Origin of the sequence: Paracraurococcus lichenis (assembly GCF_030657435.1) — a bacterium.
In the GTDB taxonomy this organism is placed as follows: domain Bacteria; phylum Pseudomonadota; class Alphaproteobacteria; order Acetobacterales; family Acetobacteraceae; genus Paracraurococcus; species Paracraurococcus lichenis.
The window spans coordinates 165,690-189,849 of sequence record NZ_JAUTWS010000009.1; the positions used below are offsets into that span (position 1 = coordinate 165,690).

24 protein-coding genes are annotated in these 24,160 nt (G+C 72.4%); 16 read left to right on the plus strand and 8 right to left on the minus strand.

The genetic code is table 11. The features are described from left to right. Window positions 1–3: 3 nt before the first annotated feature. Together Q7A36_RS11865 and hisN are read right to left on the minus strand one after the other, a co-directional pair. Window positions 4–1,878, minus strand: coding sequence for an extracellular solute-binding protein (locus tag Q7A36_RS11865; protein ID WP_305103905.1), 1,875 nt, complete (start codon window positions 1,876–1,878; stop codon window positions 4–6). Between the two features lie 42 nt (window positions 1,879–1,920). After that, a complete protein-coding gene (hisN, locus tag Q7A36_RS11870; protein ID WP_305103906.1) occupies window positions 1,921–2,694 on the minus strand; it encodes a histidinol-phosphatase in 774 nt (257 codons plus the stop codon). A 72-nt stretch (window positions 2,695–2,766) separates the two neighbouring features. On the opposite strand from hisN, the gene Q7A36_RS11875 reads away from it, so the two are divergent. The 3 genes from Q7A36_RS11875 (at window position 2,767) to Q7A36_RS11885 (ending at window position 5,016) form a co-directional block, all read left to right on the plus strand. Further along, the gene (locus Q7A36_RS11875) at window positions 2,767–3,615 is read left to right on the plus strand and encodes a prephenate dehydratase (RefSeq protein WP_305103907.1); all 849 of its coding nucleotides are present in this window, start codon (window positions 2,767–2,769) and stop codon (window positions 3,613–3,615) included. Window positions 3,616–3,688: 73 nt separating this feature from the next. Beyond that, window positions 3,689–4,309 carry a DUF2238 domain-containing protein gene (locus Q7A36_RS11880; protein WP_305103908.1) on the plus strand — a complete coding sequence of 207 codons (621 nt, stop codon included), beginning with the start codon at window positions 3,689–3,691 and terminating at the stop codon, window positions 4,307–4,309. Next, window positions 4,309–5,016 carry an endonuclease/exonuclease/phosphatase family protein gene (locus tag Q7A36_RS11885; protein WP_305103909.1) on the plus strand — a complete coding sequence of 236 codons (708 nt, stop codon included), beginning with the start codon at window positions 4,309–4,311 and terminating at the stop codon, window positions 5,014–5,016. The genes Q7A36_RS11880 and Q7A36_RS11885 overlap by 1 nt, the downstream gene beginning before the upstream one ends. Before the next feature lie 179 nt (window positions 5,017–5,195). On the opposite strand, the gene Q7A36_RS11890 is transcribed toward Q7A36_RS11885, so the two are convergent. The 4 genes from Q7A36_RS11890 to Q7A36_RS11905 all read right to left on the minus strand — a co-directional run bounded on the left by Q7A36_RS11890 (window position 5,196) and on the right by Q7A36_RS11905 (window position 8,286). Then, on the minus strand, window positions 5,196–5,936 hold the full coding sequence (locus Q7A36_RS11890) for a hypothetical protein (RefSeq protein WP_305103910.1): 741 nt from the start codon (window positions 5,934–5,936) through the stop codon (window positions 5,196–5,198). Between the two features lie 143 nt (window positions 5,937–6,079). Then, the gene (locus Q7A36_RS11895; RefSeq protein WP_305103911.1) at window positions 6,080–6,493 is read right to left on the minus strand and encodes a DUF2237 family protein; all 414 of its coding nucleotides are present in this window, start codon (window positions 6,491–6,493) and stop codon (window positions 6,080–6,082) included. Between the two features lies 1 nt (window position 6,494). Further along, window positions 6,495–6,650 carry a hypothetical protein gene (locus Q7A36_RS11900; protein WP_305103912.1) on the minus strand — a complete coding sequence of 52 codons (156 nt, stop codon included), beginning with the start codon at window positions 6,648–6,650 and terminating at the stop codon, window positions 6,495–6,497. Between the two features lie 40 nt (window positions 6,651–6,690). Continuing rightward, on the minus strand, window positions 6,691–8,286 hold the full coding sequence (locus Q7A36_RS11905; RefSeq protein WP_305103913.1) for a phosphoenolpyruvate carboxykinase: 1,596 nt from the start codon (window positions 8,284–8,286) through the stop codon (window positions 6,691–6,693). A gap of 483 nt (window positions 8,287–8,769) precedes the next feature. On the opposite strand from Q7A36_RS11905, the gene Q7A36_RS11910 reads away from it, so the two are divergent. Continuing rightward, complete coding sequence (locus Q7A36_RS11910; protein WP_305103914.1) at window positions 8,770–9,471, plus strand: response regulator transcription factor; 702 nt, start codon at window positions 8,770–8,772, stop codon at window positions 9,469–9,471. Between the two features lie 52 nt (window positions 9,472–9,523). On the opposite strand, the gene Q7A36_RS11915 is transcribed toward Q7A36_RS11910, so the two are convergent. Continuing rightward, window positions 9,524–10,414 carry a hypothetical protein gene (locus Q7A36_RS11915; protein ID WP_305103915.1) on the minus strand — a complete coding sequence of 297 codons (891 nt, stop codon included), beginning with the start codon at window positions 10,412–10,414 and terminating at the stop codon, window positions 9,524–9,526. Between the two features lie 354 nt (window positions 10,415–10,768). Here Q7A36_RS11915 and Q7A36_RS11920 point away from each other — a divergent pair, with 354 nt between their 5' ends. Further along, window positions 10,769–12,436 carry a stimulus-sensing domain-containing protein gene (locus Q7A36_RS11920; protein ID WP_305103916.1) on the plus strand — a complete coding sequence of 556 codons (1,668 nt, stop codon included), beginning with the start codon at window positions 10,769–10,771 and terminating at the stop codon, window positions 12,434–12,436. On the opposite strand, the gene Q7A36_RS11925 is transcribed toward Q7A36_RS11920, so the two are convergent. Next, on the minus strand, window positions 12,433–12,567 hold the full coding sequence (locus Q7A36_RS11925; protein WP_305103917.1) for a hypothetical protein: 135 nt from the start codon (window positions 12,565–12,567) through the stop codon (window positions 12,433–12,435). The genes Q7A36_RS11920 and Q7A36_RS11925 overlap by 4 nt on opposite strands. 191 nt (window positions 12,568–12,758) lie before the next feature. On the opposite strand from Q7A36_RS11925, the gene Q7A36_RS11930 reads away from it, so the two are divergent. From Q7A36_RS11930 to Q7A36_RS11980, 11 genes are all read left to right on the plus strand, one after another. After that, entirely contained in the window at window positions 12,759–13,691 is a 933-nt protein-coding gene (locus Q7A36_RS11930; RefSeq protein WP_305103918.1) for an NAD(P)-dependent oxidoreductase, read from the plus strand. Between the two features lie 281 nt (window positions 13,692–13,972). Beyond that, window positions 13,973–14,743 carry a TrmH family RNA methyltransferase gene (locus tag Q7A36_RS11935; protein ID WP_305103919.1) on the plus strand — a complete coding sequence of 257 codons (771 nt, stop codon included), beginning with the start codon at window positions 13,973–13,975 and terminating at the stop codon, window positions 14,741–14,743. Continuing rightward, window positions 14,740–15,852 carry an ABC transporter permease gene (locus tag Q7A36_RS11940; RefSeq protein ID WP_305103920.1) on the plus strand — a complete coding sequence of 371 codons (1,113 nt, stop codon included), beginning with the start codon at window positions 14,740–14,742 and terminating at the stop codon, window positions 15,850–15,852. Before Q7A36_RS11935 ends, Q7A36_RS11940 begins: the two co-directional genes overlap by 4 nt. A 2-nt stretch (window positions 15,853–15,854) precedes the next feature. Further along, entirely contained in the window at window positions 15,855–16,622 is a 768-nt protein-coding gene (locus Q7A36_RS11945; RefSeq protein WP_305103921.1) for an ABC transporter ATP-binding protein, read from the plus strand. A gap of 30 nt (window positions 16,623–16,652) precedes the next feature. Further along, window positions 16,653–17,675: an MlaD family protein gene (locus Q7A36_RS11950; RefSeq protein WP_305103922.1), complete on the plus strand. Its 1,023-nt coding sequence runs from the start codon at window positions 16,653–16,655 to the stop codon at window positions 17,673–17,675. Beyond that, window positions 17,672–18,319, plus strand: a complete 648-nt coding sequence (locus tag Q7A36_RS11955; RefSeq protein ID WP_305103923.1) for an ABC-type transport auxiliary lipoprotein family protein — start codon at window positions 17,672–17,674, stop codon at window positions 18,317–18,319. Before Q7A36_RS11950 ends, Q7A36_RS11955 begins: the two co-directional genes overlap by 4 nt. Before the next feature lie 113 nt (window positions 18,320–18,432). After that, window positions 18,433–20,241 carry a peptide ABC transporter substrate-binding protein gene (locus Q7A36_RS11960; protein ID WP_305103924.1) on the plus strand — a complete coding sequence of 603 codons (1,809 nt, stop codon included), beginning with the start codon at window positions 18,433–18,435 and terminating at the stop codon, window positions 20,239–20,241. Between the two features lie 7 nt (window positions 20,242–20,248). After that, window positions 20,249–21,208 (plus strand): ABC transporter permease, encoded by a 960-nt coding sequence (locus Q7A36_RS11965; RefSeq protein ID WP_305103925.1) that lies wholly within the window; start codon window positions 20,249–20,251, stop codon window positions 21,206–21,208. Then, on the plus strand, window positions 21,174–22,109 hold the full coding sequence (locus Q7A36_RS11970; RefSeq protein WP_305103926.1) for an ABC transporter permease: 936 nt from the start codon (window positions 21,174–21,176) through the stop codon (window positions 22,107–22,109). The genes Q7A36_RS11965 and Q7A36_RS11970 overlap by 35 nt, the downstream gene beginning before the upstream one ends. After that, window positions 22,106–23,134 (plus strand): ABC transporter ATP-binding protein, encoded by a 1,029-nt coding sequence (locus Q7A36_RS11975; RefSeq protein ID WP_305103927.1) that lies wholly within the window; start codon window positions 22,106–22,108, stop codon window positions 23,132–23,134. Before Q7A36_RS11970 ends, Q7A36_RS11975 begins: the two co-directional genes overlap by 4 nt. Continuing rightward, window positions 23,131–24,105, plus strand: coding sequence for an ABC transporter ATP-binding protein (locus Q7A36_RS11980; RefSeq protein ID WP_305103928.1), 975 nt, complete (start codon window positions 23,131–23,133; stop codon window positions 24,103–24,105). Before Q7A36_RS11975 ends, Q7A36_RS11980 begins: the two co-directional genes overlap by 4 nt. Window positions 24,106–24,160 lie beyond the last annotated feature (55 nt).

A 24,160-nucleotide genomic window follows, 5' to 3' on the forward strand; every position in this document is an offset into this window, starting at 1 on the left:
GGCCTATTTCGATTGCTGCGCTTCGCGCTTGCCCTGTTCCACCGTGCCGACGCGGTCCGGCACCACCCACCAGCTGTCAATGGCGAGCGCGTATTTCGGGTTGCGCGGGGGACGGCCGAGCTTGTCCCAATAGGCCACGCGGAAGACGCTGCTGTGCCAGTTCGGGATGATGTAGTCGTTCCACAGCAGCACGCGGTCGAGCGCGCGGGTGCGCGCCACCAGCTCCTCACGGTCCGGCGCGGCGATCAGCGCCTCGATCAGCTCGTCCACCACGGGGTTGCAGATGCCGGCGTGGTTCTCGCTGCCCGGCTTGTCGACGGCGGCGCAGCCGAAGAAGTCGCGCTGCTCGTTGCCCGGGGAGAGCGACTGGCCGATGACGTCCATGGTCACGTCGTAGTCGAAATTGTCCATCCGCACCTCGTATTGGGCGGGATCGATGGTGCGGACCCGCGGCTCCATGCCGAGGCGTTGCAGGACCTGGATATAGGGCAGGGCGATGCGCTCGTAGCTCGGCCCGTTCAGCAGGATCTCGAAGGCGAAGCCCTCGCCCCTGGCATTGACCAGCCGGCGGTCCTTCACCGTCCAGCCGGCCTGCCGCAGCAAGTCGAGGGCGCGGCGGAGACCCTCGCGGTTGTTGCCGCTGCCGTCGGTGACGGGTAGCCGGTAGGGCTCGGTGAAGAGCGCGTCCGGCACCTTGCCGCGATAGGCCTCCAGGATCTCCCGCTCGCGCCCCTGCGGCACGCCGCTCGAGGCCAGCTCGGAATTGGCGAAGTAGGAGGTGGTCCGCTTGTAGCTGCCGTAGAACAGGTTGGCGTTCATCCACTCGAAGTCGAAGACCTCGATGAGCGCGCGGCGCACGCGGGCATCCTGGAAGAGCGGCCGGCGCAGGTTCATGATGAAGCCCTGCATGCCGGCCGGCACCTCGTTCGGGATCTCCTCCCGCTTCACCAGGCCGCGGCGGATCGCCGGGAAGTCGTAGGCCGTGGCCCAGTCCTTCGCCACGTTCTCGGTGCGGATGTCGATCTGCCCGGCCTTGAAGGCCTCCAGCGACACCGTGCTGTCGCGGAAATACTCGAAGCGGGTGACGTCGACATTCGCCGTGCCCTTCATGGTCGGCAGGTCGCGGCCCCAATAGTCTTCCACCCGGCGGAAGACCAGGCTGCGCCCGGCCTCGAAGCGCTCGAGCCGGTAGGGGCCGGATCCCAGCGGGATGTCGAGCAGCGGCCGGCCGAATTCCCGCCCCTCCCACCAGTGCTTCGGCAGCACGGGCACCTGGCCGAGGATCAGCGGCAGCTCGCGGTTGCGGTTGTCCTTGAAGCGGAAGACGACGCGGCGCGGCCCCTCGGCCACCGCCTCGGTCACGTCGGCCCAGTAGGAGCGGTAGTTGGGCCGCCCCTCCCGCCGCAGCGTGTCGAAGGTCCAGACCACGTCGGCGGCGGTGACCGGCTTGCCGTCGTGCCAGCGCGCCTCGGGCCGCAGCAGGAAGGCGACCCAGGACTGGTCCTCCGGCAGCTCGATCTGCCCGGCCAGGTGGCAGTAGGAGGTGCTCGCCTCGTCGTAGCTGTCGCGCAGCAGCGTCTCGAACAGCCCGCTGATGCCGACGGCCGGCGTGCCGCGGAGGATGAAGGGGTTGAAGCTGTCGAAGCTGCCAAGCGCGTAGCGCACGATCTCGCCGCCCTTGGGGGCGTTCGGGTTCACCCAGGGCCAATGGGTGAAATCCGCCGGCAGCGACGGCTCGCCCAGCAGGGAGAGCGCATGGGTGCGGATGATGCCGTCCGGGCCGGGCTTGCCGGCGGGCGTCACGGCGGCGGCGTGGCGCGCCGGGAGGCCGAGGAAGGGCAGGGCGAGGCCACTGGCCAGGAGGTCGCGGCGGTGCATGGCGGGAGGATGGGGGTTCGGCCCCGCCGCGGCAACCTTCCGCTAGTTGCGGAGGAGGTCCACCGCCTCGGCCAGCAGCGCCGGGTCGCCCACCGCCAGCACCCGCCCGTCGCTCTCGAGCGTCAGCGTCTCGCCCTCCCAGCCCGTCACCCGGCCGCCGGCGCCTTCCAGCACCGGCACCAGCGCCGCCCAGTCCCAGGGCTTCATGGTGCATTCCGCCACCACATCCACGAGGCCGAGCGCCAGCAGGCCGTAGCCGTAGCAGTCGCCGCCCCAGGTGACGCGGCGGGCGGCGGCGCGCAGCCGCTCGAAGCCCGGGCGGTCCTTCGGCTCGAACATGTCGGGGCTGGTGCAGGAGAGCTCCGCCTCCGCCAGCCGGGCGCAGGGCCGGCAGCCCGGCGCGCCGCCGAGCGGCGAGCGGAAGCGCGTCCGCTCCCCCGCCAGGCCGATCCAGCGCTCCCCGATCCCCGGCTGGTCGATCACGCCCAGCACCGGCCGGCCGCGGTGCAGCAGGCCGATCAGCGTGCCGAAGAGCGGGCGCCCCGTGACGAAGGCGCGGGTGCCGTCGATCGGGTCCAGCACCCAGAGGTATTCGGCCTCCTGCCGCTCCGGCCCGAATTCCTCGCCCCAGATGCCGTGGTCCGGGAAGCGCCGCCGCAGCAGGTCGCGCATGGCGAGTTCCGCCTTGCGGTCGGCCTCGGTGACGGGGCTGGCATCGCCCTTGGCCTCCACCAGCAGCGCGCTGCGGAAGAGCGGCCGGATCACCTGTCCCGCGGCCTCGGCCGCCGCCTCGGCCGCCTCGACGAAGTCCTGCATTGCCCGTCCCCGTTTGCGCCGCCCCGTGAGCGCGATTAGAAGCCGCGGCGTTTCCTGTCCATGGCGGGCCGCATGACCGAAGTGATCGCCTTCCAGGGCCTGCCCGGGGCCTATTCCGACCTCGCCTGCCGCGCCGCCTATCCCGGCTGGCGGACGCTGCCCTGCCCGAGCTTCGAGGCGGCGATGGACGCGGTCCGCGGCGGCCAGGCGCGGCTGGCCATGCTGCCCTGCGAGAACTCGCTGGCCGGCCGGGTGCCCGACATCCATCGCCTGCTGCCGGAGAGCGGCCTCTCCGTCGTCGGCGAGCATTTCGAGCGGGTCGAGCACTGCCTGCTGGCGCCGAAGGGTGCGACCCTGGCGACGTTGCGGCGCGCCCACAGCCACCCGGTCGCGCTCGGCCAGGTGCGGAACATCCTGAAGGAGCTGAAGCTCGAGCCGGTGATCGAGGCCGACACCGCCGGCGCCGCGCACCTGATCGCCGAGCGGGGCGGGGTGGAGGACGCGGCGATCGCCAGCGCGCTGGCCGCCGAGACCTATGGGCTCGAGATCCTGCGGCGGAACGTCGAGGACGCGGCGCACAACACCACGCGCTTCTATGTCTGCGCCACCGACCCCGCCTGGCCGCCGGCGGCGACGCCCGACTGCGTCACCACCTTCGTCTTCCGCGTCCGCAACCTGCCGGCGGCGCTCTACAAGGCGCTCGGCGGCTTCGCCACCAATGGCGTGAACATGACCAAGCTCGAGAGCTACATGCTCGACGGCGAGTTCACCGCGACGCAGTTCCTGGCCGATGTGGACGGCCATCCGCACCAGCCGCCGGTGCAGCGGGCCCTGGAGGAACTCTCCTACTTCTCGCGCGAGTTGAAGGTGCTGGGCACCTACCGGGCGCACCGCTACCGGCTGGAGCACCAGGGACGGTAACGGCACCCGCGGCGGCCCCGCGCGTTGCGGCCGGCGAGCCCCGCGGGGACGGGGCGAGCGGGAGAGGGGTTTGGTGCAGCCGCCGCAGTTCGCCCGCCCGGGCTGGTTCGCCTGGGTCTGCCACGCCGCCATGCTCGCCGTGGCCGCCTGGTTCTGGAACCTGGAGAAGCACCGCGCCGCGACGGGCACCCTGCTCGCCCTCCTCGGCTGCCTCGCCCTGGTGTTGACGCCGCGGGAGCGCATGCCGCGCCTGCCCTGGCGCATCCGCGCCCTGCCGCGCCCGCTGGATGCGGTGCCGGCCCTCGCCTCCCTGCTGTCGAGCCCGGGCTACGGGCTGAACTGGTTCTACGGCGCCAATCCCTATGACGAGGTGGTGCACCTGCTGAGCGGCGTGCTCGCCGGCGCGGTCGTCGCCGCGCTGCTGCTGGCCGATGGCGCGCTCCGCTCCGCGCGGCGGCTGGCGCTGCTGGCCGCCGGCTTCGGCTTCGTGCTGGGCGCGGGCTGGGAGGTCTTCGAATGGGCCACCGGCCTGATCGGCGACTGGACCGATACCTGGACCGATGTCGCGCTGACCATGGCGGGCACGGTGCTCGGCGCGCTCGGCTGGCGCTGGGCCACCGCCCGCGGGATGCGCGAGGCCGGCGCGGGCTGGGCGCCGCCCGTGCCGCCGCTCGGGCCGGCCGCCGGCACCTGATGCGGGTCGCCACCTACAACGCGCATCGCGGCCGCGGGCCGGCGGGGCGGTTCCGGCCGGACCGCATCCTGTCCGTCGTCGCCGAGATCCGGCCCGACCTGATCGCCCTGCAGGAGGCGCAGCACTACCTCGCGCGCGGCCGGCCGATGCTGGACGCCGCGGCGATCGCGGCGCTCGGCCTGCGGGCGCTGCCGCCGGTCGAGGCGCCGGCGCATCAGGGCTGGCGCGGCAATGTCCTGCTGGCGCGGCAGGAGGCGCGCGTGCTGGAGGGGCCGCACGGCCTGCGCCTGGGCGGGATGGAGCCGCGCGGCGCCATCCTCGCGGTGCTGGACCTGGGGCAGGGGCCGCTGCGTGTCATCGGCACGCATCTCAGCCTCGGCCAGGCGACCCGGCGGCAGCAGGCGCATGCCCTGCTCGATGCCATGGAGGCCGGCCTGGGCCGCGGCCTGCCGACGCTGCTGCTGGGCGACCTGAACGAGTGGCGCGCGGGCGCCGGCGCGCTGGAGGTGCTGGCGCCGGTCTTCGGCCCGCCGCCGCGGGCGCCGAGCTTCCCGGCCTTCCGCCCGCTCGGCTCGCTGGACCGGATCCTCGGCTGGCCGCGCGGGCTGGTGGCGGGGCTGGCGGCGCACGACACGCCGCTGGCCCGCCGCGCCTCGGACCACCTGCCGGTAGTGGCGCGGCTGGAGATGCGGCGGCCGGCCGGCTGAGCGGCGGCCGGGCCCGGGCCCGGGCGGAGGACCCTGTCCGGTCTGCGAAGGCGCCGGCATCGGCTGCGGACGCGATGCCGAGGGGCGTCCGGCGTGATGCGAGGTCCGGCTCCGGATGGGCTGTGCCGGCGCCGGGGGGAAGGACATGGCGGACCTTCCGCCGGGTGCCGCGGGCCTGGTCACGGCCTGGCCGGCGCGGTCCCCGGCTGGTCCGGCGCCGGCGGCGCGCCGCCCACCCCCGGCGGCCCTTCGCCGGGTCTCGGCTGCGGGGGCGCGGGGGCCGGTGCCGATGCGCCGCGCGCGGCGCCGGAGGCCTGCTGCGACGCCGCCGGCGCAGCGCCCCCCGGAGTCGCGGGGGTCTGCGCGAAGTAGAAGCCGACGATGGTGCCGAGCACGCCGATCAGCACCGTCAGCACGTCCTTTCCCTGGCGGAAGCGCTCCGCCATGTCCTCCTTCGACCCCGTGCCGAGGAGGCTGTTGACGACGACGATGACGGCGATGCCGACCGTGGCGATGGCGACGAGGAAGGTGATGACCCCGCGGGACACCGCCGGGTTGCTGAGATCGGTCAGCAGGCTGGTGTTGAAGTTGAGGTAGACGAAGAGGAAGAGCAGCACGCAGAGGCCGCCGAGCCAGCTCCGGACATCGAAGATGTAGTCCATCAGGGACCGGCCCCGGGCCGATGCGAGGGGGTTTTCGGTGCGCGGGCTCGCCTCGTAGAGCGGCCAGGCATTGCGCAGCGCCTGCAGGGCGGCGGGGAGATCGGCCTGCGGCGTCGCCGCCCCGAGCATGGCCTCGTAGTCCGCCTGCTCGCCGCTGAGCATGGGCCAGGTCGGACCCAGCCGGTCGGCCGCCGCATAGAGCAGCCGCGTGTCGTCGTTGGCGTTCCGGTGCTTCCAGAGCCAGAGGCCGAAACACATGGCGGCGCTCCCCCGATGGGCCGGCGGAGCCTAGGCGAACCCACCGGGGTGCGCGCCACAGGAAAGTTTCGGACGGGCTTCCGTCGCCAGGGTCCGGGCCGCCCGGCCGGTGCCCGGGCGAAGATCCGCCGGGGCCGGTCCCGTCAGGCCTCGACCGCGTGCGCCTTCAGGTCCTCGAGGCTGCAGACCTCGAGCGCGGCGATATGCGTCGCCTCCAGCAGCACGCGCGGCGCCATGCCGGCCGACCGCGCCTCCTCCCAGCGCGCCGCGCAGAGGCACCAGCGGTCGCCCGGCCTGAGGCCGGCGAAGCCGAATTCCGGCCGCGGGGTGGAGAGGTCGTTGCCGCGCGATTTGGAGAAGCGGAGGAAGTCGGCGGTCATCTCGGCGCAGACCACGTGCAGGCCGAGATCCTCCGGCCCCGTGTTGCAGCAGCCGTCGCGGAAGAAGCCGGTCAGCGGCGCGACGGAGCAGGGGAGGAGCGGGCCGCCCAGGACATTGGTCGCCGGCGGCTGCCCGCCCCCGCCGCGCCGTCCCGGGCCCAGGCCGCCATCGGGCATCTCAGGCCTCGACCAGGCTGGGGCGGCGCCCGATCGGTCCGGCATCGCCGCCCGGCCGGTCCGCCCGCCGGGACGGGCCGGCATGCCGGCCCTCCGCGATGTCGGCGCGGATGGCCAGGAGCATGGTGGGAATCAGGTCGCGCGGCACGTCGCTCATGCCGGGAGGATAGGCGGCCGCCGGGGCGGCCGCCACACCCTTACGCCGCGGCGCGGATCGCCGCGGCCTTGACCGCCTCGTCCACCGCGCCGGCGAAGGTCTCGAAGTTCTTCTCGAAGAGCCCGACCAGCTTCGCCGCGGTCGCGTCATAGGCCGCCTTGTCGGCCCAGGACTCGCGCGGGTTCAGCACCTCGCTCGGGATATGCGGGACCGATTTCGGCATCATCAGGCCGAAGAAGGGGTCCCGCACGAACTTGACCTTGGCGAGCGAGCCGTCCAGCGCCGCGCGCAGCAGGGCGCGGGTGTGGTGGATGCTCATGCGGCTCCCGGTGCCATAGGCGCCGCCGGTCCAGCCGGTATTGACCAGCCAGCAATCGGCGCCGTCGCGGGCGATGCGCTCGGCCAGCATCTTGCCGTAGACCTCGGGGTGGCGCGGCAGGAAGGGGGCGCCGAAGCAGGTGGAGAAGGTCGCCTGCGGCTCCTTGCCCAGCCCCTTCTCGGTGCCGGCGACGCGCGCGGTATAGCCGGAGAGGAAGTGGTACATCGCCTGCGCCGGGGTCAGCTTGCTGATCGGCGGCAGCACGCCGAAGGCATCCGCCGTCAGCATCACCACGTTCTTCGGCTTGCCCGCCTGGCCGCCCGCGACGGTGTTCGGGATGAACTCGAGCGGGTAGCAGGAGCGGGTGTTCTCGGTCAGCGCGGCGTCGTCGAGGTCGAGATTGCCGAAGGCGTCGCCCACCACGTTCTCGAGCACCGCGCCGAAGCGGTGGGAGGCGGCCCAGATCTGCGGCTCGGCCACCTGGTCGAGGCGGATGACCTTGGCATAGCAGCCGCCCTCGAAGTTGAAGACGCCGGTATCGGACCAGCCATGCTCGTCGTCGCCGATCAGGCTGCGCTCCGGGTCGGAGGACAGCGTGGTCTTGCCGGTGCCCGAGAGACCGAAGAAGAGCGCGGTGTCGCCGGCGCGGCCGACATTGGCCGAGCAGTGCATCGGCAGCACGCCGCGCGCCGGCAGCAGCCAGTTCATCACCGTGAAGATGCTCTTCTTGATCTCGCCGGCATAGCTGGTACCGGCGATCAGGATGGTCTTCGCGGCGAAGGAAAGGGCGATGCAGGTCGAGGTGCGGCAGCCATCGGCGGCCGGGTCGGCCTCGTATTCCGGGGCGTGCAGGATGGTGAAGTCGGGGGCGAAGCCCTCGAGCTCGGCCCGCGGCGGGCGGATGAACATGTTTCGCGCGAAGAGCGCGTGCCAGGCATTGGTGGTGACGAGGCGCACCTTGATGCGGTGCGCCGGGTCGGCGCCGGCATAGAGGTCCTGGGTGAAGAGCACCGGGCGGGCGCCGAGCCAGGCCGTCACCTTGCTGCGCAGGCCGCGGAACTTCTCCGGCGCCATGGGCTGGTTGATCTTGCCCCACCAGACCTGGTCGTGGACCTCGGCGTCGTCGACCACGAACTTGTCCTGGACGGAGCGGCCGGTATGCACGCCGGTCACCGCCATGAAGGCGCCGTCGGCGGAGAGCCGGCCCTCGCCGCGACGGAGCGCATGCTCGACCAGCCCCGGAGCCGTGAGGTTGGCATGGACGGTGGACCCCGTGGTCACACCCGTGCCGGCAAGGGCGGTCTCGGGCAGGCTCATTCACTATCCTCCAGGTGGTATCCCGGGCCAGCGAGTCGGTGGCGCCGGGCAGGCCCGCGATGTCCAGTCTCTCGAAGGCTAAATTACGGCGGCACCGTAAGCGGAACCAGCGTAACCTTACCCCCAGGGTTTGCAACCGAGAGTCATGGTAATCCTGCCCGGGCCTTGCCTGCGGCGCGAATCAACTCGGCGCGGATCGCATCGGCATCGACCGCCGGGGCACTGAATTTAAGGCGAAGCGCCTGCTCCCCCGCCTCCGCCCCGGTCCCACCGCCGCCACGCGCCGTGCCCGCGCCGGTCCGCCCGGCAGCCGGGGCGGCCGCTGCCCCCGGCGGGGGCGGCACGGCCTGGCCGGAACCGCGCCTCGAAAGCCGGGTTGTCCGTCACCATCTCGCTCCCGTCGGGGTTGCGCCACAATCCCGCACCAAATCTGGGGCATCCAGTCCGGACGAGGACCGGCCCGGCCCCGGCGGAGAGCAATCCATGCCTGCCACGATCGCCCTGGTGGACGACGACCGCAATATCCTGACCTCCGTCTCCATGACCCTGGAGCAGGAGGGCTTCCAGGTACGCACCTACACGGATGGGGAGAGCGCGCTGCAGGGCCTGCTGGCCCGGCCCGCCGACCTCGCCGTGCTCGATATCAAGATGCCGCGGATGGACGGGATGGAGCTGCTGCAGCGGCTCCGCCAGCGCAGCGCCATGCCGGTGGTCTTCCTGACCAGCAAGGACGAGGAGGTGGACGAGCTCATGGGGCTGCGCCTCGGCGCCGACGACTACATCACCAAGCCCTTCAGCCAGCGCCTGCTGCTCGAGCGCATCCGCGCCCTGCTGCGCCGCAACGAGGCGAGCCGGGCCGAGGGCAGCGGCACGCCGGCGGGCGGGGTGATCGTCCGCGGCGACCTGGTGCTGGACGAGACCAAGCACACCTGCGTCTGGAAGGGCCACGACATCCAGCTCACCGTGACCGAGTTCCTGCTGGTCAAGGCGCTGGCGCTGCGGCCGGGCATGGTGAAGAACCGCGACCAGCTCATCGACGCCGCCTATGGCGAGAACATCTATGTCGACGACCGGACGATCGATTCGCACGTGAAGCGGGTGCGCAAGAAATTCCGCCAGGCCGACCAGGATTTCGCGCAGATCGAGACGCTCTACGGCATCGGCTACCGCTACAAGGAGAGTTGAGGCGGCCCGCCCGCGAACGAGGCGCGGGCGGGTGCCGCCATGTCCGCCCGGCTCAGAGGTGGTAGCGCAGGCCGACGAAGAAGGCATTGGCCAGCGCGCCCGGCACCCGCGTGTGGTCGTTGCCGAACTTGTTGAGCCAGTACTGGTAGCCGATGAAGGCATCCAGCCGGTGCGGCTTGTCGAAGGCGATCGCCCCGACATCGAGGTTGAGGCGCGGCTCGGTCAGCACCTCCGTCTTGGTGCCGAAGCCGAAGCCGTCCTTGCCCTTCGGGCCGACCATGTTGCCGAAGCCCTCGAAGCTCAGCGGCAGCCGGGTGAAGGCGAGCGGCACGGACCAGACCACCTCCGCCTCGAAGGCCGGGTCGAAGCTGACCGCCTTGTCGACGATGCCGTTGTTGTTCCATTCCTTCGAGAACTGCACTGCGGTGCTGAGGAAGCCGCCCGGGATGTTCCAGTGGAAGTCCGGCCCGAAGACCAGCAGCTTCTTCGCGGACGAGAACTCGTCGTTCTTGGTGTTGAAGTCGCCGCCGATCTGCAGCGACACGTCCTGCAGGACGGTGCCGTAGGAGAAGATCCTGCTGCGCGTCGCCTCGTTCAGGCTGAGGTCGCCGCGGTAGATCCCGTAGACCTCGATGGCTCCGCTGCCGCCGCCCTTGGCCGGGTCGCGCCCGGTCGAGAAGAGCGCGTCGATGTTGATGAAGTTGGACCACATCGTCCCGCCATCCACATGGGTGAAGGTCAGGATGTGCTTCGGGATCTCGATGCCGTTGGCGTGCCGCTCGTTGGTCACGCCCGGCTCCTTGAAGGCCCAGCCGTAGCGCCAACTCACGCTGTTGTCGCTGAAGCCGGGCGGGGCGGCGCCGCGATTCTCGTCCAGTGTCTGGGCCAGCGCCGGGACGGCGGCGAGGGTCAGGAGGCAGGCGGCCAGCAATGTTCTGTTCAAGCGGGGGTCCTCTCCACGCGGCCCGCCTGCCGGGACGGGGTGCCGCCGGCCTGGTGCGGGTATCGGGTTGCGCGGACCGGAACTGCATACATTGTGCCATTGTCATGATGGGTCGTGGCAGGCGCGGCGACCACCGGCATCCACCCTTGCCCTCCCGGATGCTTGATCCCGCCTCGCCATGGGTGACCGCGCCCCTGCAACCGGATCGTGGCGCCCGGCGATGCAGGCGCCGTCGCGCCGGGAAGGCCGCGCGGCCCGCCCTGGCAAGCCGCCTCGCCCTGGCAAGCCGCCTGCCGCGGCCTGCGCCATTTCCACCCGATCCGTGCTAAGCCGCCGGGCCCGCGAGACCCCGCCATGCCCGATGTCGGCCTGCCGCCCGAGCCGAAGACCGCCGCCGCCCCGCCGCGCCGCCGCTGGGTCTCCCCCCTGCTACGGCGGATCCTGCTGCTGAACGTGCTGCCGCCGGCGCTGCTGGCGGCGGCCATGCTCTATCTCGACCAGTACCAGAACGGGCTGCTGGCGGCCGAGGTGGAGGCCATGCGCACCCAGGCGCGTATCTATGCCGGCGCCATCGCGGAAGCCGCGACGCGGCTGCAGGACGACCGCGCCGTGCTGGTGCCGGAGCAGGCGCGGCCGCTGCTGCGGCGGCTGGTCGATCCCTCGCCCAATACCCAGGCGCGGCTCTTCGACAATACCGGCCTCGTCATCGCCGACAGCCGGGTGCGGGAGGGGGCGGGCGGCGCCGTGGTGACCGAGCCGCTGGCCCCGCCCGAGCCGCGCGGCGCCTTCTCGCTCACCGTCGCCGGGCTCTACGACAAGCTGCTGCGGCTGCTGCCGCGCGGCGGCAGCCGCGACGTCGACATCGACGTGAACCCCGACGCGCCCTCCTTCGACTGGCAGCCCAATCTCGGCCCCGACCGGCGGGAGGAGCTTCGCCTCGCCCTCGAGGGCGGCGTCACGCCCTATATCCGCCGCACCGCCGATGGCCGCCTGCTGGTCTCGGTCGCCGAGCCGGCGCGGCGCGGCAACCAGTCCGTCGGCATCGTGCTGCTGACGCGCGAGGCGCGGGAGGTGGACCAGCGGCTCTTCGAGATCCGGGCCAGCGTGCTCGGCATCTTCTCCGTCTCGCTGGTGCTGACCGTCGCGCTCTCCTTCTACCTCGCGCGGACGCTGGCCGGGCCGATCATGCAGCTCGCCGGCAGCGCCGCCGCCATGCGGCAGGGCGAGGGGCGCAGCGGCAGCGTGCCCGCCGGCCTGCTGCAGCGGGAGGACGAGATCGGCATCCTCGCGCGCGACCTGCAATCCGCCGCCCGCGCCCTCTGGGCCCGGATCGACACCAACGAGCGCTTCGCCGCCGATGTGGCGCATGAGCTGCGCAACCCGCTGACCAGCGTGCGCAGCGCCATCGAGACGCTGCGGCGGATCGAGAATCCGGAGCAGCGCAACCGCCTGCTGGCGATCATCGCCGAGGATGCGGTGCGGATGGACCGGCTGATCGCCGACATCTCCGACAGCTCGCGCGTCGATGCCGAGCTGTCGCGCACCGTGGCGACCCCGGTGGATGTCGCGCCCATCCTCTCGACACTGGCCGAGCTGCACCAGGCGACGCGCGACGACGACGACCCGCAGGTGGTGCTGGAGTCGCCGGCCGAGGGGCTGGTGGTGCGCGGCGTGGAGGGGCGCCTGGTGCAGGTCTTCCGCAACCTGCTGGGCAATGCGCTCTCCTTCAGCCCGGCGGACGGGCGCGTGACGGTCCGCGCCCGCCCCGCCGGCGCGATGGTGGAGGTGGTGGTGGAGGACGAGGGTCCCGGCATCCCGGAGGCCAAGCTCGAGCACATCTTCGAGCGCTTCTATTCCGAGCGGCCGAGCGGCGAGCGCTTCGGCCAGCATTCCGGCCTTGGCCTGTCGATCTGCCGGCAGATCGTGGAGGGGCTGCGCGGCCGCATCGCCGCCGAGAACCGCCGCGACGCCGCGGGGAAGGTGCTGGGGGCGAGGTTCATCGTGCGGCTGCCGGTCGCCTAGCGACCGGCTTCGCCGCGCGTGGGTGAGGGATCGCGGCTGCCGGCCGCGGTGCGACCGGCGTCGCTGCGCGCGAGCGAGGGATCGCGGCGATCGGCCGTCGCGTCGCGCCGGGCGAGGACGGCATCCGTCATGCGGCCTTGTTGCAGAAGCGGGCGCATGGCTTCGGAACGGTGTCTTCGCTCGCACACGCGCGACGCGAATCGAGTTGGCGCATGCACGCATGACTGTATCACCCGCGGTGCGCCCGCCTATATGCTGCACGGACAGGGAGCGCCGGCGCCACCCGATGCGGCGGCCGGGCCGTCAGGAATCGTCAGAGCCGATGCGCCAGATCGTCATCGCCGAGTTCATGGAGGAGGCCGCCGTCGAGCGCCTCCGCGCCGTCCACCCGACGCTCTACGATCCGCGGCTGTTCGAGGACCCGGCCGCGCTGCGCGCCGCCCTCGGCGGGGCGCAGGCGCTGATCGTGCGCAACCGCACCCGGGTCGATGCCGAGCTGCTGGCCTCGGCGCCGGGGCTGCGCGTGCTCGGGCGGCTCGGCGTCGGGCTCTACAACATCGACCTGACGGCCTGCCGGGCGCGGCGGATCGACGTCATCCCGGCCTCCGGCGCCAATGCCGATTCGGTCGCCGAATACGTCATCCTCGCCATCGGCCAGCTTCTGCGCGGCGCCTTCCAGGCGACCGGGGATGTCGCCGCCGGCGCCTGGCCGCGCGAGCGCCACATCCGCGGCCGGGAGATGGGCGGCAAGGCGCTCGGCATCGTCGGCTTCGGCGATATCGGCCGCCGCGTGGCGAGGCTGGCGAGTGCCTTCGGCATGCGCATCCTGGGCCATGATCCGCTGCTGCCGGCGACCCATGCCCTGTGGGAGGAGATGCGGACCGACATGGTCCCGCTGGAGGAGTTGCTGGCGCGGGCCGATGCGGTGACGCTGCACGTGCCGCTGACGCCCGAGACGCGCGGGCTGATCTCGGCGGAGCGTCTCGCGCTCATGCAGCCGGATGCGGTGCTGGTCAATGCCTCCCGCGGCGGGGTGGTGGAGGAGGCGGCGCTGGCCGCGGCGCTGCGGGCGGGACGCCTGGGCGGCGCCGCGCTCGATGTCTTCGAGGTGGAGCCGCTGCCCGCCGGCTCGCCGCTCGCCGGCGTGCCCAACCTGATTCTGACGCCGCACATCGCCGGGGCGACGGTGGAGAGCAATGCGCGGGTGTCGTCGCTGATCGCGGCGCGGGTGCTGGTGTCGCTGGCCATGTGCTGAGGCGCGCCGATGACCGAAGGGCCGGATGGCCCGGAGGCCTGAATCGGCCCGCCCAACATAGAAGGCGCGCCGATGACCGGAGGGCCGGATGGCCCGGAGGCCTGCATCGGCTCGCCCACCATGCAAGGCGGCCCGCGGGCCGGAGAACCCCGAGGTGCGGAGGTCCGGACCGGCCCGCCCATCGGGCAGGGCGCCGCCCGGGCCGTTGCGGTTCGTCACCCGTTGCCGCTTGCGCCAGGCCCGCGCATGCCCAACATCGCCGGGCATGCGTATAAGCCTGCATGCCCCTCCCGCCGCCTGACGCGCCCTTCCTGCCCCGGCCGCCGGAGCCGAACCGCATCTGCGGCGCGGCCCCCGTCCGCGCGCTCTTCCTCCGCCGCCCGCAGCAGGTGCTGCGCCTGTTCTATACCGAGGACCGTCGCCGCATCGCCGGCCCGCTCTGCCAGCACCTCGCCCGCACCCGCCGCCCCTACCGGGAGGTCGGGCCGCAGGAGATGATGCGCATCGCCGGCACCCAGCACCATGGCGGCATCTGCGCCGTCGCCGTCGCCCGCTTCGCCGAGCCGCTGCCCGGCCACGCCCTGCCGCCCGACCTGCCGCAGGCGCCGCTGCTGCCGGTGCTGGACGGCATCGGCAACCCGCACAATCTCGGCGCCATCGCCCGCTCCGCCGCCTTCTTCGGGGCCAAGGCGCTGCTGCTCTCGGGCGATGCGCGGCAGGCCGACCTCTCGGACGCCGCCTTCCGCACCGCCGAGGGCGGGCTCGAGCATCTGCGGGTGCTGCGCGCCCGCGACATCGCGGTGCTGCTGAAGGGCATGCACGGCCGCTTCCTGACGGTCGCCGCCGTCGCCGCCGGCGGCGCGGCGCCCGAGGCCATCCCGCGCGACCGCCCGATCGCCCTGGTGCTGGGCAACGAGGAGCAGGGCCTGCCGCCGCCGACGCTCGAGGCCTGCGAGGCGCGGCTGACGCTGCCCGGCAGCGGCCTGGTCGAGAGCCTGAACGTCGCCGCGGCCGCCGCTGTCCTCTTCCACGCCATGAGCCGGCCGGCATGAGCGAGGCCGCCCCGGCGAGCCTCGCGGTGCAGGCGGAGGGCGCCGGCCGCCGCCTCGCCTTCCGCGGCGCGCTGGATGCCGCGGCCGCCGCCCGCCTCTGGCCGGAGGCGCTGCGCCAGGCCCGCGGCGCGCACCCCCTGGTGCTCGACCTCGCCGGCGTCACCGCGCTGGATACCGCCGGCGCGGTGCTGCTGCTGCGGCTGGAGCGGGAGGCGCGCGGCGCCGAGTTCCGCGGCCTGCCGGCGGGCCCGCTGCAGGCGGTGCTGGACCGTGCCCGCGGCGCGCTGGCGCGGCCGGCGCCGCAACCGCCCGTGCCGCTGCCGCTGCTCGGCCGGATCGGCGAGGCGGCCTGGACCCGCGGCCAGGACATGCTCGGCCAGGTCGCCTTCCTCGGCGAGGCGATCCTCGCCGGCCTGGCGACGCTGCGGCGCCCCTGGCGGCTCCGCCTGTCCGAGGTGCTGCGCCATCTCGACGAGGCGGGGCTGCGCGCCTTCGGCCTCTGCGCCATGCTCGGCTTCCTGATCGGCCTGATCCTCGCCTTCCAGTCCTCCATCCCCATGCGGCAATTCGGGGCGGAGATCTTCATCCCGAATCTCGTCGGCATCTCCCTGCTGCGCGAGCTCGGCCCGCTGATGGCGGCCGTCATCCTCTCCGGCCGCACTGGCTCCGCCTATGCCGCCGAGCTCGGCACCATGACGGTGAACGAGGAGATCGACGCGCTGCGCATCATGGGCATCGACCCCGTCGCCTGGCTGGTGCTGCCGCGGCTGCTCGCGGCGATGCTGGTCATGCCGGTGCTGTCGCTGCTGCTCGACCTCTCGGGCCTGCTGGGAATGGGGGTGGTGATGGCGACGCTCGGCTTCCCGCCGGTCGCGGTGGTCAACCAGCTCCAGGCCTGGGTGAAGCCGAAGGACCTCATCGGCGGCCTCGCCAAGGCGGCCGTCTTCGGGCTGGCCATCGGCCTGGTCGGCTGCCGCGCCGGGCTCGCCGCCGGGCGCGGCCCGCGGGCGGTGGGCGATGCCGCGACGGCGGCGGTGGTCGGCGGCATCGTCTCCATCGTGGTGCTGGACGGCATCTTCGCCGTGCTCTTCTTCCGGCTGGGCTGGTAGCCATGGCGGAGGCGGCAGACGCAGGGCCGGTGCTCCGCGTGCGCGACCTCGCGGCGCGCTTCGACGGGCGGACGATCTTCGAGCATGTCTCCTTCGAGGTCCGCCGCGGCGAGGTCTTCGTCATCCTCGGCGGCTCGGGCAGCGGGAAATCCACGCTGCTGAAGCACATCATCGGCCTCTACCCGCCGGCCGCGGGCAGCATCGAGATCCTGGGCGAGCGGCTCGATGCGCTCGAGGGCGCGGCGCGGCAGGCGCTGCTCAGGCGGATCGGCGTGATGTGGCAGTCGGGCGCGCTCTTCGGCTCCTCGACGCTGCTCGAGAATGTCGAGGTGCCGCTCGAGGAGCACACCGGCCTGCCGGCGGAGGCGCGGGCGCTGGTCGCACGCGTCAAGCTCGGCTTGGTCGGGCTCTCGGACGCCGCGCTGCGCCTGCCCGCGGAGATCTCGGGCGGCATGGCCAAGCGCGCCGGCATCGCCCGCGCCATGGCGCTCGACCCGCCGATCCTCTTCCTCGACGAGCCCTCGGCGGGGCTCGACCCCATCACCTCGGCGGGGCTCGATGCGCTGATCCGGCAACTCGCGCGCGATCTCGGCACCACCTTCGTCGTGGTGACGCATGAGCTGCAGTCGATCCTCGCCATCGGGGATCGTTGCATCATGCTGGACAAGGAGGCTAAGGGCATGATCGCCGAGGGCGATCCGCGGCGCCTGCGCGAGGAGAGCGACAACCCCGTGGTGCGTGCCTTCTTCCGGCGCGAGGTGATGGCATGACCCGCCTATGTCGCAAGGGGGCTCTTTGACATGCCGCAGGCCCGTGGCCTCTACCTGCGCGTCGGCGCCCTGGTGCTGGCCGGGCTCGCGCTCGGCATCGGCTTCGTGCTGTTCCTGACCGCGAACCGCCTCACTTCCTCCGCCGAGCAGTACGAGACCTATATCCGCGAATCCGTGCAGGGCCTCGATGTCGGGGCGCCGGTGCGCTACCGCGGTGTCACCATCGGCCGGGTCTCGGAGATCGGGCTGGTCTCGGCGGAGTACCGCCGGCCGCAGGGCGATCCCTTCGGCGCCGCCTTCCAACTCGTCTATGTCCGCTTCATCGTGGACACCGCCCGCATCGGCGAGGTGCCGGACATGGAGGAGGCGGTGCGCCTCGGCCTGCGCGTGCATATCGCGGCGCAGGGCATCACCGGCGTGAACTATCTCGAGCTCGACTTCATCGATCCCACGCGCTTCCCGCCGCGCGCCGTGCCCTGGGAGCCGCGCTACGCCTATGTCCCGGCTATCCCCTCGACCGTCGCGCAGGTGCAGAGCGCGGCGGAGCAGCTCCTGCAGAAGCTGCAGGAGGTGGACCTGCCGGGGCTGCTGGACAATGTCGTCGGCCTCGCCGCCGACCTGCGCGGCCAAGTGAAGGACGGCGACCTGGCGGTGACGCTGCGGGAGGCGGCCGAGTTGCTGCGCACGCTCCGCGCCGCGGCGCAGCAGGCCGATGTTCCCGCCATGACGGCGGAGCTGCGCGGCATCGCCGAGGAGGCGCGCAGGCTCCTGGGGAGCCGGGAGCTGGCGCAGGCGCTGGCGAACACCGCCGCCGCGACCGGCGAGCTGCGCGCCGCCGCCGCCCGGCTGCCGGCCAGCGTCGGCACGCTCGATGCCTCGCTGCGGACGGCGCGCAGCGTCTCGACCGACGTCCAGGCGGAGCTGGCGCCGCTGCTGCGCGACCTGCGCGCCGCGGTTGCCAACCTGCGCGACACCTCCGAGCAGATCCGCCGCAACCCGTCCCAGGCGATCTTCGGCGCGCCGCCGCCGGCGCCGAACGAGGCCCGCCGATGACCCGCCGCGCCCTGCTGGCCCTGGCCGCCGCACTGCCCGCCTGCAGCGTGCTGCCGGAGCGGCCCTACCAGGAGCCGCAGCGCTTCGTGCTGGCGCCGGAGCGACCGGCTATGCCGGCACCGGGGCGACCGGCTGTGCCGGCGCCGGCGCGCCGCGGCCCGGTCCTGCTGCTGCGCACGCTGCGGGCGGCGCCGGGGCTGGAGCAGCGCGGCCTGCGCGTGCTGGGCCCGGCCGGCGTCGTCACCTACGAGTTCTGGAGCGAATGGACCGCCCCGCCCGCCGACCTGGCGGAGGAGGCGCTGCGGCGCTGGCTGGTGGCGAGCGGCCGCTTCGGCGCCGTCACCGCGCCCGGCTCCCGCCTGCGGTCCGACCTGATCCTGGAGGGCGAGCTGACGCGGCTGCAGGCCGAGCCCGCCAATGGCCTCGCCCGCGCGGCGCTCTCCGCCCTGCTGCTGGCCGATGGCACCGGCGAGAGCCGCGTCCTCGGGCAATTCCTGGTCGAAGGCACGGCAGCGCTGCCGGGCGGCCCGCGCGGCGACGGCCGGATCGTACCGGCCGAGGCGGCGGCGGCCATGACGGCCGCGCTCGGCACCGCCTTCGGCCGGCTGGAGGGCGCGCTGGCGGGATCCATCCCCCGCCGGTGACGCTGCCGGCCCGTGCCTTGCATGGCCCGGCGCGCCGATGTTCACTTGGCACCATGGAGGCACCGACGGGCGAGCCACGCCCGCGGCACGAAGATTGAGGTCGGGAGACTGGGATGATCGAGGACCAACTGCGCGACCTGATCGGTCGGGTGCAGCGCGGCACGCTGTCGCGCCGCGGCTTCGTGCGGCGCCTGGCCGCCTTCGGCCTGACCGCGCCGATGGCGACGCAGATTCTGGCCGTGACCGGCGCGGCGCCGGCCGCCGCGCAATCCGCCGCGCAATCCGCCCCGGCCTACAAGCCCACGAAGCGCGGTGGCGGCGGGGCGCTGAAGATCCTCTACTGGCAGGCCTCCACCCTGCTGAACCCGCATTTCGCGGTGGGCACCACCAACCAGGATGCCAGCCGCGTCTTCTACGAGCCGCTGGCCGGCTGGGCGAGCGACGGGACGCTGGTGCCGTGCCTGGCCGCCGAGATCCCCTCGATCGACAATGGCGGCCTGGCGCAGGACGGCCGCAGCGTCACCTGGAAGCTGAAGCGCGGCGTGAAGTGGCACGACGGCCAGGACTTCTCGGCCGACGACGTCGTCTTCAACTGGGAATACGGGAAGAACCCGCAGGTCGGCACCACCAGCAGCGGTCTCTATGTCGATGCCAATGTCGTCAAGCTGGACGACTATACCGTGCGGGTGGAGTTCAAGCAGCCGACGCCCTTCTGGGCGAGCGCCTTCTGCGCCGCGAGCGGCGCCATGGTGCCGAAGCACCTCTTCGCCGCATACAACGGGCCGAATGCGCGCGACGCGCCCGCCAACCTCAAGCCCGTCGGCACCGGTCCCTATCGCTTCGCCAGCTTCGCGCCGGGCGACGTGCTGCGGGCCGAGCTGAACCCGGCCTATCACGGCGAGAACCGTCCCTTCTTCGACACGCTCGAGATCAAGGGCGGCGGCGATGCCGTCTCGGCCGCGCGCGCCGTGCTGCAGACCGGCGACTTCGACTATGCCTGGAACCTGCAGGTCGAGGACGAGCTGCTGAAGCGCCTCGAGGCCGCCAATCGTGGCCGGGTCAACATCGTCGAAGGCGGCAACATCGAGTTCATCCAGCTCAACCCGACCGACCCGAACCAGGAGGTCGAGGGCGAGCGCTCCTCGATCAGGACCACGCATCCCGCCTTCTCCGACCCGGCGGTGCGGCAGGCCATGGCCTATCTGGTGGACCGCAACGCCATCAGCCAGTTCATCTACGGCCGCGGCGGCCCGGCGGCCGCCAACTTCCTGAACAACCCGGAGCGCTTCAACTCCCACAACATGAAATGGGAGTTCAGCATCGCCAAGGCGAACGAGGTGCTGGACAAGGCCGGCTGGGCGCGCGGCGGCGACGGCATCCGCGCCAAGGGCAATGTCCGGCTGAAATTCGTCTTCCAGACCTCGGTCAATGCGCCGCGCCAGCGCTGCCAGCAGATCATCAAGCAGGCGGCGGGGCGCTGCGGCATCGACCTCGAGCTGAAGTCGGTGGTCGGCTCGGTCTTCTTCTCCTCGGACGTGGCGAACCCGGACACCTTCCCGAAATTCTACGCCGACATGCAGATGTACACCACGACCATGACGGAGGCGGATCCGCAGCGCTTCATGAACCAGTACGCCTCCTGGGAGGTGGCGACCAAGGCCAATGCCTGGCAGGGCCGCAACGTCTCCCGCTTCCGCTCGGAGGACTACGACAAGGCCTTCCGGGCGGCGGAGTCGGAGCTCGACCCGGTCAAGCGCGCCGCGCTCTTCATCCGCATGAACGACATCGTGGTCGGCAGCAACCACATCATCCCCGTGGTGCGGCGGCCGCTGGTCAGCGCCAGCCTGAATGCCCTGCGGCCGGAGCTGAGCGCCTGGGACAGCACCATGTGGGCGCTGCAGGACTGGTACCGCGAGGCCTGATCGCGGCGTGCTCCAGTACCTCATCCGGCGCCTGCTGATCGCGATCCCGAGCCTGCTCGGGATCAGCGTCGTGCTCTTCGTCGTCCTCGCGCTGGCGCCGGGCGACCCCTTCGGCGAGCTGGCGACCAACCCCGCCGTCCCGCCCGAGGTGCGCCAGGCGCTGCGCGCCAGCCTCGGGCTCGATGACCCGATCCACCTCCGTTACGTCAGGTGGCTCTGGGCCATGCTGCGGGGGGAGTGGGGCTATTCCTTCGTCAGCCGCATCCCGGTGGACGAGCTGATCCTGCAGCGCCTGCCGACCACGGTCGCCGTCATCGGCGCCTCGCAGGTCCTGGCGCTCGCCGTTGCCCTGCCGGTCGGCGTCGCCGCCGCCACGCGGCCCTATTCTCTCTTCGACCAGGTGGCCAATACCCTCGCCTTCGTCGGCTTCTCCCTGCCCACCTTCTTCACCGGGCTGCTGCTGATCCTGGTCTTCTCCATCCACCTGGACTGGCTGCCCTTCGTCTACAGCACGCAGATCAACGCGACGGGCTGGGCCTGGTGGTGGGCGGAGATCAAGCAGTCCATCATGCCCGTCGCGGTGCTCGGCCTCTTCCAGGGCGCGGCCTGGACGCGCTTCGTCCGCTCCGCCGTGCTGGACGTGGTGCGGCTCGACCACGTGACGACGGCGCGCGCCAAGGGCCTGCCGGAGCGCCGGGTGACGCTGCGGCACGTGGTCCGCAACGCCATGATCCCCGTCGTCACGCTGGTCGCGCTGCAGATGCCCACCGTCTTCGGCGGCGCCATCGTGACGGAGCAGATCTTCCGCATCCCCGGCATCGGCTCCCTGCTCATCACGGCGATCCTCGCCAACGACACGCCCGTCATCATGGCGGTCACCTTCGTCTTCGCCGGCCTCGTCATCCTCTTCAACCTGATCGCGGACCTTCTCTATGGCTGGCTCGATCCCCGCATCAGCTACCGCTAGCGCGCCGGCCGCGCCGGCCGCGCCGCGCATCGGGCCCTGGACGGAGGCCTGGCGGCGCTTCCGCAAGCACCGGCTGGCGGTGGCGGGCGCCGCCATCCTGCTCGTGCTCGTCCTCGGCGTGCTGGTCGGCCCGCTGCTCTGGACCCTGCCGATCGACGAGATCGACTTCACCGCGCGGCTCTCCCCGCCCTCCTGGGAGCATCCCTTCGGCACCGACGACCTCGGGCAGGACCTGCTGGCGCGCATCCTCTATGGCGGGCGCATCTCGCTCGCCGTCGGCTTCGCGGCCATGGCGGTCGCGGTGGTGGTCGGCGTGCTGGTCGGGGCGCTCGCCGGCATGGCGGGCGGCACGGTGGATGCGGCGCTGATGTGGCTGACCGACCTGTTCCTCTCCCTGCCGCAACTGCCGCTGCTGCTGCTGGTGATCTACCTCTTCCGCAGCTCGCTCTCGGCCGTGGTGGGGCCGGAGCTCGGCATCTTCATCCTGGTGGTCGCGGTCATCGGCGGCTTCCGCTGGATGCCGGTCGCGCGCCTCGTCCGCGCGCAGTTCTTCTCGCTGCGGGAGAAGGAGTTCGTCGAGGCCGCGCGGGCGCTCGGCGCCTCGCGCACCCGCCTCGTCCTCCGGCATATCCTGCCGAACGCGCTCGGGCCGGTCATCGTCGCCGGCACCATCGACATCGCCGCCGCCATCATCGCCGAGAGCACGCTGAGCTTCCTCGGCCTCGGCTTCCCGCCCGACATCCCGACCTGGGGGCGCCTGCTCTTCGATGCCAAGGACAACCTCGACTTCGCCCCGCACTGGGCGATCTTCCCCGGCCTGGCGATCTTCCTGACCGTGGTGAGCATCAACTTCGTCGGCGACGGGTTGCGCGACGCCCTCGACCCGAGGCGCGTGCAATGAGCGCCGCCACCCTGCCGGCGCCGACCGCCGCCGCCGCGGCGGCGCCGCGCCTGCTGGAGATCGAGGGCCTCAAGGTGCAGTTCCGCACCGACGACGGCTGGGTCCGCGCGGTGGACGGCGTCGATATCGGCGTCGATCGCGGCGAGACGCTCTCGGTCGTCGGCGAGAGCGGCTGCGGCAAGACCGTGACGGCGATGACGATCCTGAAGCTGATCGCCATGCCGCCTGGCCGGATCGCCGAGGGCCGCATCCTCTGGCAGGGCCGCGACCTGGTGCCGTTGAAGCCGGACCAGATGCGCGGCATCCGCGCGAGGGAGATCGGCTTCGTCTTCCAGGAGCCGATGACCTCCCTCAACCCCGTCTATACCGTGGGCGAGCAGATCGCCGAGGCCGTGCGGGAGCACGAGGGCCTGTCCCGCCGCGCCGCGCTCGACCGCGCCGCCGAGATGCTGAAGCTGGTGCACATCCCGAACCCGGGACGGCGCATCCACGACTATCCCCACCAGTTCTCCGGCGGCATGCGCCAGCGCGTGATGATCGCCATGGCGCTGTCCTGCAACCCGAAGCTGCTCATCGCGGACGAGCCGACCACCGCCCTCGACGTCACCATCCAGGCGCAGATCCTCGACCTGATGCAGGAGATGAAGGAGCGGCTCGGCATGGCCGTCCTCCTCATCACCCATGCCATGGGCGTGGTGGCGGAGACGGCGCAGCGCGTCGTGGTGATGTATGCGGGCAAGGTGATCGAGGAGGCGCCGGTCGAGGCGCTCTTTGCCCGGCCGCTGCACCCCTATACCCAGGGGCTGATCCGCTCCATCCCGCGCCTCGACCTCGCGGCGACGGAGCACAGGCGGCTCGAGGCCATCCCGGGCACGGTGCCGAGCCTGCTGCACCCGCCCCAGGGCTGCCGCTTCGCCGCGCGCTGCCGCTTCGCGGTCGAGGCCTGCCTCGCCGACCAGCCCGCCCTGCGGGAGATCACCCCGGGCCACAAGGCCGCTTGCATCCGCGCCGAGGAGATCTCGTGACCCAGCCGCTTCTCCGCGTCGATCACCTCGTCAAGCGCTTCCCGGTCAAGGGCGGGCTGCTGCGCCGCACGGTGGCCGAGGTGCATGCCGTCTCCGGCGTCAGCTTCGACATCGCGCCGGGGGAGACGCTCGGCCTCGTCGGCGAGAGCGGCTGCGGCAAGTCCACCACCGGCCGCCTGATCCTGCGGCTGATCGAGCCGACCGCCGGCGAGGTCCGGTTCGAGGGCCGCGACATCACGCGCCTGACGCCGCAGGAGATGACCGCGCTCCGGCGCGACATGCAGATCATCTTCCAGGACCCCTTCGCCTCCCTGAACCCGCGCATGTCGGTCGGCGCCATCATCGCGGAGGCGCTGGTTATCCACGGGCTGGCGAAGAGCGCGCGGGAGCGTCAGGCGCGGGTGGTCGAGCTGCTGGAGACGGTCGGGCTGAAGGCCGACCAGATGCGGCGCTTCCCGCACGAGTTCAGCGGCGGCCAGCGCCAGCGCATCGGCATCGCGCGGGCGCTGGCGGTGAACCCGAAGCTCGTCATCTGCGACGAGCCGGTCAGCGCGCTCGACGTCTCCATCCAGGCGCAGGTGGTGAACCTGCTCGAGGACCTGCAGGAGAAGTTCGGCCTCACCTACCTCTTCATCGCCCACGACCTCTCCGTGGTCGAGCACATCAGCGACCGCGTGGCGGTGATGTATCTCGGCCGGATCGTGGAGATCGCCTCCGCGCGCGCGCTCTACGCGACGCCGCTGCATCCCTATACGGAAGCGCTGCTCTCGGCCGTGCCGATCCCGGACCCGGCGGTGAAGCGCCGGCGCATCCGGCTGCAGGGCGACGTGCCGAACCCGCTGGACCCGCCGAGCGGCTGCCACTTCCACACGCGCTGCCCGATCGCCGACCTCACCCGCTGCCGCGAGGAGGTGCCGGCGCTGCGCGAGGCACGGCCCGGCCACTGGGTGGCCTGCCACCACCGCGGCTAGAGCGGGTCGCCGCAGAGTGGAAACGCTCGGAGGCGTGAATCCGCTCTGCACATCG